Raw genomic sequence first — 7,995 nt, forward strand, 5'->3', positions numbered from 1 at the left:
AAGAAATAGCTAGGCTATTTATAGCAAATATTTATCAAATTGGTATATAGCAAGGAAGAAGTTGATGTTTGACTTATATTGATGATGAACTTGAGACAGAGAAAAGCTTTTCCCACTGTTCCCTGTTCCCTGCTATAACAATCATTCAAAATCTTTCACAGTTAACAACAAGAAAAATAGGATAATTATGACAAGAAAGAAATCATCATCTGCCCTAAAAATTATTCCTCTGGGTGGACTACATGAAATTGGTAAAAACACCTGCGTATTTGAATATGATGACGAAATTATTCTGCTTGATGCAGGATTAGCTTTTCCTACTGATGGAATGCATGGTGTAAATATCGTCTTACCAGATGTAACTTATCTGACTGAAAATCGTCATAAAATCAAAGGTATGATTGTCACCCATGGTCACGAAGATCATATTGGTGGTATTCCTTTCCATTTGAAAAATGTAGAAATTCCTGTCATTTATGGACCTAGATTGGCAATGGCTTTACTATACCCAAAACTAGAGGAAGCAGGAGTCCAAAATCGCACAGAATTAAGAACTGTTCGTCCACGTGATATTGTCCGGTTAGGCAGACATTTCAGTGTTGAATATATTCGTAATACTCACTCAATGGCGGATAGCTTTACAGTCGCCATCACAACACCAGTGGGAGTAGTTATCCATACAGGTGACTTCAAAATTGACCATACTCCTGTAGATGGAGAAAATTTTGACTTTCAAAGGTTAGCAGAGTATGGAGAAAAGGGAGTTCACTGCTTATTAAGTGATTCCACAAATTCAGAAGTACCCGGTTTCACGCCTTCAGAAAGGTCAGTTTATCCAAATTTAGACCGAGTATTCGCCAACGCTCCTGGACGTTTAATGGTTACAACCTTTGCATCTAGCGTACATAGATTACAAATAGTTCTAGAGCTAGCAAAAAAACATGGTAGGTTGGTGGCAACAGTAGGGCGATCGATGCTGAATGTGATTGCTCATGCTCGCAATCTTGGTTATGTTAAGTGTGAAGATAGTTTGTTTGTACCTCTACATAGCGTCCGAAGTGTACCTGATGAGAAACTATTGATTCTGACTACAGGTTCTCAAGGGGAACCAATGTCAGCACTAACTCGTATTGCTAAGGGTGAACATAGGCAAATAAAAATTCGTAAAGGAGATACAGTTGTATTCTCTGCCAACCCTATTCCTGGTAATACGATCGCTGTTGTTAACACCATTGACAAACTAATGATGTTAGGAGCAAATGTGATCTATGGTAAAGATAAGGGTATCCATGTTTCTGGTCATGGTTGTCAGGAAGACCAAAAATTAATGTTGGCACTTACTCGTCCTAAGTTCTTTGTACCGTTTCATGGTGAGCATCGGATGTTAGTTAAACACAGTCAAACTGCTCAAAGTATGGGGGTTTCTCCAGAAAATATGGTAGTGGTACAAAATGGTGATGTGGTGGAATTAACTAAAGATTCTATCGGTGTTGCAGACCGAGTAGCTTCTGGTATTGAACTGGTAGACTCTTCTCGTTCTGGTATGGTTGAAGACAAGATTCTTAAGGAAAGGCAACAATTGGCAGAGGATGGTGTTGTGACTGTAGCGTTGGCGGTGAATGCGGATGGTAAATTGATTGATAGACCTCAGTTACATTTGCGTGGTGTGGTAAGTGCTATGGAAATATCACAAATGCGCGAACTGGTGATCAACACATTAAAACAAAGTTTGAGCAATAACTGGTTTGAGTATGCTAAGTCAAATAATACTCAAGTTAATTGGTCTGGATTGAAAAAGGATCTTGAATGTGCTGTTCAGCAAATGTTGAGACGAAAGCTTCAAGGTCAACCTTTGCTAGTTTTCTTAATGCAAACTCCAGAAGCAGGAGATATACAAGATAGAAGTGTAGAAGAGAAAGTAGAGCAGAAAAAAGAACTGCCTATACCCAAAACACCACTGGGAAGACGGAAACGTCGGTCTACTGCAGCAAAAGTAGCATCTTAATGAACTCAGAAGGCAGAAGGGTTAGAGAGTAATTTTAAAAACGGACTTTTGATAACCGGATCTGGTATAAGGTGCGTTGCAACGCACCCTAAAGTTAGTTACTCCTGACTCCTCCCTTATTAACTACTGGTACTAGATGTACTAGGTGTCTTCTGTGACTCTGGTCTTTCTTCGGCCAAAATTGCCCCTTCTACAGGACAAACACTTAGGCAAATTCCGCAGTCAATACAGGTATCAAAATCTATCCAATACCAATCAGTTCCCTTAGTATTTTTACCAGGTCCTTCATGGATACAAGCGACAGGACAAGCTCCAACACAGTCAGCAACACCTTCGCAAATATCAGTAACAATTGTATGTGGCATTTTTATTATTTTATCAAGTCAAAACTAAAAATTTCTAAGGGATATTTCTCTGTTGTAATATAGAATCCAGTTATATAGTATATTTTGATAATTCTATAATTACTTCAAGCCTTAAATCTCCCCTACTTCCACACTCCCAACTATATAATTAACTATTCAACCGAACATGATATAAGAGGAGAGTTAAGTCGATATTTTTTTCTAGAAAATATCAACTTTCTCCACCAATAATATCATGTCCGGATAATTAGGGTTTGCTGAAAAAGTATGAGTGGTAAGAGTAGGAGTCAGGAGCCAGAATCCAGAATCGAGGAGGAATGGGAATTATAGAAGAGGTAGTTGGAAGAATCGTCCCTTAATTTTTCTGCCATAATTTACCCAAAGTATGCTCATTTTTGAACCGGAACTACCTAAAAGCTAGAACTTTTTCATACCTGAAAATCTTCAAACCTTTATGTGTAAAGACGTTGAGATTTAATCAGCAAGCCCTAATTAGCAATAGAACTCAATTCCACTGACACGTTAACGTTTGCGATAGCATTCCGTAAGGAAAGTTGTGCGCCAGCAAACAAAAAACTTTCTCCTTTTCCTCCTCTTTATTCTTCTTTCTTCCCTCCTGAGTCCTTACTTCCCCTCCTGGGAGGGGGAGGGGCGAGGGGTGGGTTTACTCCTGACTCCTCCGTCGTTTATTTATAAGTATTCAACCGAACATGATATAATAGCCTAATTTAACTTTTTCAAAAATGCTTCATAAGTTTGAGATTTGGAGCCAAAAACATAATTAGGAGAAGAAACTGTAATATCTGTACCACCTACTTTTCTGAGATGATTAATTGCTGGTAACAACATTTCTTGTTTCACTACAATTGTGGCAGCATACCAATCATTTTTCTTCCCAGAATATACTTTAGCAATAGTCGGTCCTTGTAAACCAGTAATGCCACTTAATCCACTTTTATTCATTAACAAATCACCTATTTCATCTGCCGACTTTCCATGCACATTTGCAGTTATCGACACATATTTTTTTGACTCCATCTGAGCTTCAATTAACTCTAAAAAGACCTTAGTTGTTTCCAACTTAGCTTCACTTTCTTGTAACAAACGTTTATTACCAATTAAACAAGCTTGAGACTTAAGAAGTGTGCCTCCTTCAATTCGCTTTAAACGATTTTCTCTCAGAGTTGTGCCAGTGCTAGTTACATCAGCAATCATATCAGCATATCCCATACTTGGTGCTGCTTCCATTGCACCTTGGACTGCTACTAAGGAAAAATGTACAATTAACTTTTCATACAACCATTTTCGAGTCAGGTTATTATACTTTGTAGCAATTCTTAGATTTTTACCTTTCTCTTTAAATAATAGAGTTAATTCTGCTAAATCTTCTATGGAAGAAACATCTACCCAACTTTCAGGAACGGCTAAAACAACTTCACATTTACCATAACCTAATTTATCCCAAATAACTATTACATCATCATCGGATTGACTTTCTTCAGAAACTACGTCATAACCTGTAATTCCTAAGTCAACACTTCCTTCTTCTACTTTTGTAAAGATATCTGCTGCTCTTTGAAATAATACTTTTACTTGTGGCAAGGCAGGAATAGAGCCGAAATATTGTCTTTCACTGGGTCTAGATACAGTTAAACCACAAGCTGACAATAAGTTCATGGCTCCTTTTTCTAATGCACCTTTACTGGGTAAAGCTATTTTTAAAATTTGCTCGGTGGTCATTTTAGTTATCAGTTATCAGTTATCAGTTATCAGTACCTCTGCAATAAGGAGGCTGGAAATAGGGTATTAATTTTTCAGTAATTCAACTATTTCTAACTTTTTTTACTACTTCATTTAATTCCAAATTTTGCTTTTCCCCAGATTCCAGGTTTTGCAAAAGCACTTTACTATCTTGTTGTTCTACAGAATTTAAAATAATTAAAAATGGAATATTATGCTGAATTGCATACTCAATATTATTTTCAATATTTCTCCCGATAATGTCAGTTTCTATCCGCAAACCTAGCCTTCTTAATTTTTCCGCAATTTCGACAGTATAAACATAATCATGTGAACTAATACCAACTACCAAAATTTCGACAAATTGATAATTATTAATATTCAAATGAGATTTTTCAGCTAATACTTCTCTGAGTTCTTCCATTACATAAGAAAAACCAGTGGCAGGAGTTTCTTGTTGACCTCCTAAACTAACAATTAAATCATCATATCTACCACCACCACATAATTTTCTTTCTCCTAAGTTACTGTCAGAAATTTCAAAAACCATACCTGTATAATATTGGAGACCCCGACTAATTCCGAGGTCAATATTAATACGATTTTTGTCTACATTAAAGGCATCTAAACTTTTAAGAATATCTTGTAATTGTGTTAAGCCATAATCATCAATATTGTAAGCTAAAAGTAGTTTTTCTGTTTCTTTTAAAATAGCATTCGGCTCACCTTTTAGTTTACTCAACTCTGTCATAAAATCTAATGCTTTATTGAGCTGTTTAGTTTGGTTTTGATGTTTAATCTTCACTAACAAACGGTCAACTATTTCTTCAGGTTCGCGAGTGCTTGAAAGTTCGATATTCATACTTTCGAGAAACTCAAAAATAGCTACCCTAGCCTCCTCTTCTTCTAAATTTTGTAGGAGGTCTGTAATTTTTTTTGTCGTAATATTTTTACCTGGTTGTTGTTGAGCAGAAGTATTTTTTTGAAACGCTGGATAAATTTCAGAAAGTAAATTTTCTACTGTTTGTTTACCTTCTTTTCTCAGAGTTTCCATCTGAGTAAGTAGAAAACTACGAAGACGAGTATCTAACTCAAGATGGTCCAGGAATTTGTTGATAACTCCAACATGACCAATAAACATTTGATATTCAGTTAAACCTAAACGGTCTAAACCTTGACAGGCCATAGAAATAACTTCCGCATCAGCGATCGCCCCTTTTGCCCCAATTAACTCTATTCCCATTTGGGTAAATTGACGATATCTCTCTTTCTGGGGCTTTTCATAGCGAAATACTGGCCCTGTATAATAAAGTCTTACTGGCAGGGGTATTTCTTGGAAGTTGTCCAAATAAGCGCGGACCACTGAAGCCGTAAATTCTGGCCTGAGACAGAGGCGACGGTTACGATAAATAAAGTCGTAGAGGCGAGAAACTATGTCCTCACCAGATTTTTTCAGATAGAGTTCAGTATATTCTATTAGTGGTACATCTATAGGTCGGTAGCCATAAGATTCAAAACTACCACTGAGTGCATTTTTAATTTGTTTATCAATGTGATAGGTGTTTGGCAGAATGTCCCTGACACCTCTGACTCGTTCTACTTTTGTGGTTTGCATAGACAAAATATAAAAGATTGTAGTTTTCTCATCGCAATTTTGACAAGAGAGCTTCTACTAGATGATTTTATTTCTCTTTTGTCAAGAAAAATTGATATTTTTTAATGTTTCTAGTTGGCAAGCGATCGCTACCCTTATACACTGATAGCTGATTTTTGTCTATATTCAAAAAAAATAATTATGTATTCAAACCTCCCTAATAGCTGGTTTCGTGTTGCCAGAAGTGAAGATTTATCTACCAAAGGAGTAATACCACTTCATTACTTCGGAAAAGACTTTGTACTATTTCGTACAGAAGATGGCAAACCTCATATTTTTGATGCTCACTGTCCTCACTTAGGCGCTCATCTTGCTCATGGAGGTAGAATACAAGGCCAAACTCTGAGATGTCCTTACCACGGTTGGCTCTGGGATACAAATGGACAATGTGCTGCTATTCCTTATCCAGATAAACCCAAACCCAAAGCAAAAATACAGAGCTGGCCTGTACTTGAGCTTAATGGTCTCATAATGATGTACCATCACCATCAAGGAAAACTGCCAGACTGGGAAATACCTCAAATACCAGAACTAAATTCGGTCGAATGGACTCCCCTACGTTTAGTCCGTCAGTGGAAAGTCCGCACTACCCTTCAAGATTATATGGATAACAGTGTAGATGTCTCTCACTTATATAATTTGCACAGCCGTACTTTTAAAAGCGCTCATAGTCATGGGGTAGAAATTGACGGACCAATTTTAACTCATAGAATGTCTCAGAAATATAATTTATCTTCTTTAGCAGCAGGAAAATTAGTATTAGAAGATGGCTCAGTTACTACTATTTATTACGGACCTGCTTATGATGTGAGTTTTTACTGGACAGAAGGAAAATTAAAGCTAGGTTTGTTAACTATTTTTACAGGAACACCAATAGATAATGAGTATCTTGATATTGCAATATTTTACAGTGTGAAGAAAGTTCTACCTTTTCCTTTAAGCTTGATTTTAAATAAGATGTTAAAACAGGATGTCTTAGAAACTTTTGAACAAGATGTGAGTATTTTAGAGAATAAAAAAGATATTCATAATCCACCTTTATATCAAGATGATGGTCCTGTGCGTCAATCTCGAAGTTGGGCGGGTCAATTCTACTCATAAAATTCTTGGATATCAGATACTTCAGTTTAAAAATAAAAAACTATATTTTACAATTTTTGATAGATTAATTCGCACCAATTCTTGGTAACAATTTCCTGAATCAATAATATAAAATACTTTAAATTTTTGATAAAAAGTTAGAATTTAATTAGGGCTTGGTGATTAATCCTCAAAGAATTGACATATAAAAGCTTTAGCCTTTTTAGGTCGAAAAAAGTGCCAGTTTTTTGGTCTATAGAGCTGCAAAAAGTTAGCATTTTCATTGGGCGAGGACGAAAAAATCAAGGAAAAATTCTTTCGGCTAACTCCTCTATGATTCCCATTTCTCCTGACTCCTGTACGGGTAATTCATGTTTGCGGAGCATTCCGTAGGAAATTACCCCTACTCCTGCCGTTATACATAAGACTTTTTCAGAAAACCCTAATTATTTATCACTAGGAATATTTTGCTCCCATGCTTGAATTCCGTATGACAATTTGAAGAATCTATAAAAATTTGCTTAAGTAATTACTGGAATGATACTATGTCAGTTTAGTAATATTTCTAGTTAATTATGCTTAGTTAGTTAGCTCTAAATCTTTTACCTAAGCAATAAAAATTATCTCACCTTAATCGGTAAAAATTCAATAAATCCCCAATCAAAACAATGGAATTAATCATCTCATTGCTCGTTACTTTGGTGGCATTCCTTATAGCTTTGACAAATCCTAATATTGCCGGGGAAAAAGAAAGAAAAAAAGTACGCGCCCTCGCTCTATTAATTGGTTCTTTGGCTGCGATAATTTCTATTTATCAAACAATCAGTAAGTTTTTGGTAATTATGCCAGCAGGTAAAGTAGGTGTGGTAGAAATACTTGGTAATGTTTCTGAATCTACGCTTACCCCTGGTCTTCACTTAGTTAACCCCCTTGCTAAAGTAATAAAATTTTCTACTCGACTCAAAGATTTAAAAGAAACTGTTACTGCTACATCCAAAGAAGGATTAAACTTTCAAATAGATGTGCGATTATAACCGTTCTTTCCTACCTATACCAAGTTATCACAGCAACTAAATCACTGAATTATCTGAAATTATGACTTTTTTAGTAACTAATGATGATGGGATTGATGCTCCCGGTATTCAAGCCTT

General features: G+C 36.1%; 7 protein-coding genes. 4 read left to right on the top strand and 3 right to left on the bottom strand.

Annotated features, from left to right (window positions below):
- The first annotated feature begins 187 nt into the window (after window positions 1-187).
- Entirely contained in the window at window positions 188-2,005 is a 1,818-nt protein-coding gene (locus F6K13_RS08995; RefSeq protein ID WP_124146800.1) for a ribonuclease J, read from the top strand.
- A 119-nt stretch (window positions 2,006-2,124) separates the two neighbouring features.
- On the opposite strand, the gene F6K13_RS09000 is transcribed toward F6K13_RS08995, so the two are convergent.
- The 3 genes from F6K13_RS09000 to hisZ all read right to left on the bottom strand — a co-directional run bounded on the left by F6K13_RS09000 (window position 2,125) and on the right by hisZ (window position 5,725).
- Window positions 2,125-2,370, bottom strand: a complete 246-nt coding sequence (locus F6K13_RS09000) for a ferredoxin family protein (protein WP_124146801.1) — start codon at window positions 2,368-2,370, stop codon at window positions 2,125-2,127.
- 723 nt (window positions 2,371-3,093) lie between these two features.
- Entirely contained in the window at window positions 3,094-4,110 is a 1,017-nt protein-coding gene (gene hisG / locus F6K13_RS09005) for an ATP phosphoribosyltransferase (protein WP_124146802.1), read from the bottom strand.
- Window positions 4,111-4,192: 82 nt separating this feature from the next.
- Entirely contained in the window at window positions 4,193-5,725 is a 1,533-nt protein-coding gene (hisZ, locus tag F6K13_RS09010) for an ATP phosphoribosyltransferase regulatory subunit (protein WP_124146803.1), read from the bottom strand.
- Between the two features lie 180 nt (window positions 5,726-5,905).
- Here hisZ and F6K13_RS09015 point away from each other — a divergent pair, with 180 nt between their 5' ends.
- The 3 genes from F6K13_RS09015 (at window position 5,906) to F6K13_RS09025 (ending at window position 7,878) form a co-directional block, all read left to right on the top strand.
- Entirely contained in the window at window positions 5,906-6,865 is a 960-nt protein-coding gene (locus tag F6K13_RS09015; RefSeq protein ID WP_124146804.1) for a Rieske 2Fe-2S domain-containing protein, read from the top strand.
- Between the two features lie 216 nt (window positions 6,866-7,081).
- Complete coding sequence (locus tag F6K13_RS09020) at window positions 7,082-7,237, top strand: hypothetical protein (RefSeq protein WP_287287231.1); 156 nt, start codon at window positions 7,082-7,084, stop codon at window positions 7,235-7,237.
- Between the two features lie 275 nt (window positions 7,238-7,512).
- Window positions 7,513-7,878 (top strand): SPFH domain-containing protein, encoded by a 366-nt coding sequence (locus F6K13_RS09025; RefSeq protein WP_287287233.1) that lies wholly within the window; start codon window positions 7,513-7,515, stop codon window positions 7,876-7,878.
- The last annotated feature ends 117 nt before the right edge of the window (window positions 7,879-7,995 follow it).

The organism is Okeania sp. SIO2B9, assembly GCF_010672505.1.
Classification (GTDB): Bacteria; Cyanobacteriota; Cyanobacteriia; order Cyanobacteriales; family Microcoleaceae; genus Okeania; species Okeania hirsuta.

Excerpts from the sequence above, each read along its gene's own strand:
- F6K13_RS09015 (WP_124146804.1), top strand. The coding sequence starts at position 5,906 with ATGTATTCAAACCTCCCTAATAGCTGGTTTCGTGTTGCCAGAAGTGAA.
- F6K13_RS08995 (WP_124146800.1), top strand. The coding sequence starts at position 188 with ATGACAAGAAAGAAATCATCATCTGCCCTAAAAATTATTCCTCTGGGT.
- hisG (WP_124146802.1), bottom strand. The coding sequence starts at position 4,110 with ATGACCACCGAGCAAATTTTAAAAATAGCTTTACCCAGTAAAGGTGCA.
- F6K13_RS09025 (WP_287287233.1), top strand. The coding sequence starts at position 7,513 with ATGGAATTAATCATCTCATTGCTCGTTACTTTGGTGGCATTCCTTATA.
- F6K13_RS09000 (WP_124146801.1), bottom strand. The coding sequence starts at position 2,370 with ATGCCACATACAATTGTTACTGATATTTGCGAAGGTGTTGCTGACTGT.
- hisZ (WP_124146803.1), bottom strand. The coding sequence starts at position 5,725 with ATGCAAACCACAAAAGTAGAACGAGTCAGAGGTGTCAGGGACATTCTG.